This is a genomic window from Psychrobacter sp. I-STPA6b (assembly GCF_020662265.1).
Taxonomy (GTDB): domain Bacteria; phylum Pseudomonadota; class Gammaproteobacteria; order Pseudomonadales; family Moraxellaceae; genus Psychrobacter.
In genome coordinates this window covers 1-470 of sequence record NZ_VEWM01000064.1, presented here as the reverse complement: position 1 = coordinate 470, position 470 = coordinate 1, and the positions used below count along the sequence as shown (strand labels likewise).

General features: G+C 55.1%; 2 protein-coding genes. Both read right to left on the bottom strand.

Translation table 11 applies throughout. The features are described 5' to 3' along the window. A partial coding sequence (locus FHK88_RS07275) for a hypothetical protein (RefSeq protein WP_264480636.1) occupies positions 1-264 on the bottom strand: 264 nt, incomplete at its 3' end. Positions 265-322: 58 nt separating this feature from the next. Next, positions 323-463 carry a methionine/alanine import NSS transporter subunit MetS gene (gene metS, locus FHK88_RS14510; RefSeq protein WP_413680464.1) on the bottom strand — a complete coding sequence of 47 codons (141 nt, stop codon included), beginning with the start codon at positions 461-463 and terminating at the stop codon, positions 323-325. Positions 464-470: the final 7 nt, after the last annotated feature.

Genomic DNA, 470 nt, shown 5'->3' with positions numbered 1-470 from the left:
GATCAGACCTAACCCATACCAGAGAAGGAACGCAGCCAAGGCAATCGCGAGGAACCGCAAACACCACAAGGCTAAGCGCTTCATATTCACGGCTATCGACGCCGAACGGCTTGCCTCGGTTAGCGGCGCATGGGCGTAATACGGAACGCCCATGACATCGTCGGCGTTATCGCGATTGGCCAGCTGACTCGCATGTTTTTGGCTGAGGGGAGCGAGCGAACCGGGCACGCGCCCCGGTTCTGGTTCGGAAGAGGATTTCATCATCACGGACTATTGTGCACTATTCGGTCAGAATAGTGTGATCTCTGAAGCACCTTTGCTTTTAATAACCCTGATCGTAGAGCTTTTCATCGGTGGCTTCGGGATTGTCGCCGAGCTTCCCGGAGGTCTCATCGGGGTTTTTCATCAGCGAGTACGTGCTCGTCGCGAGCCCACCCCAGATGACCAACATGAACAGGACCATCATCATG

What these genes read in the sequence shown, in the direction of transcription:
- metS (WP_413680464.1), bottom strand. Translation starts at nt 463, where the DNA reads ATGGTCCTGTTCATGTTGGTCATCTGGGGTGGGCTCGCGACGAGCACG.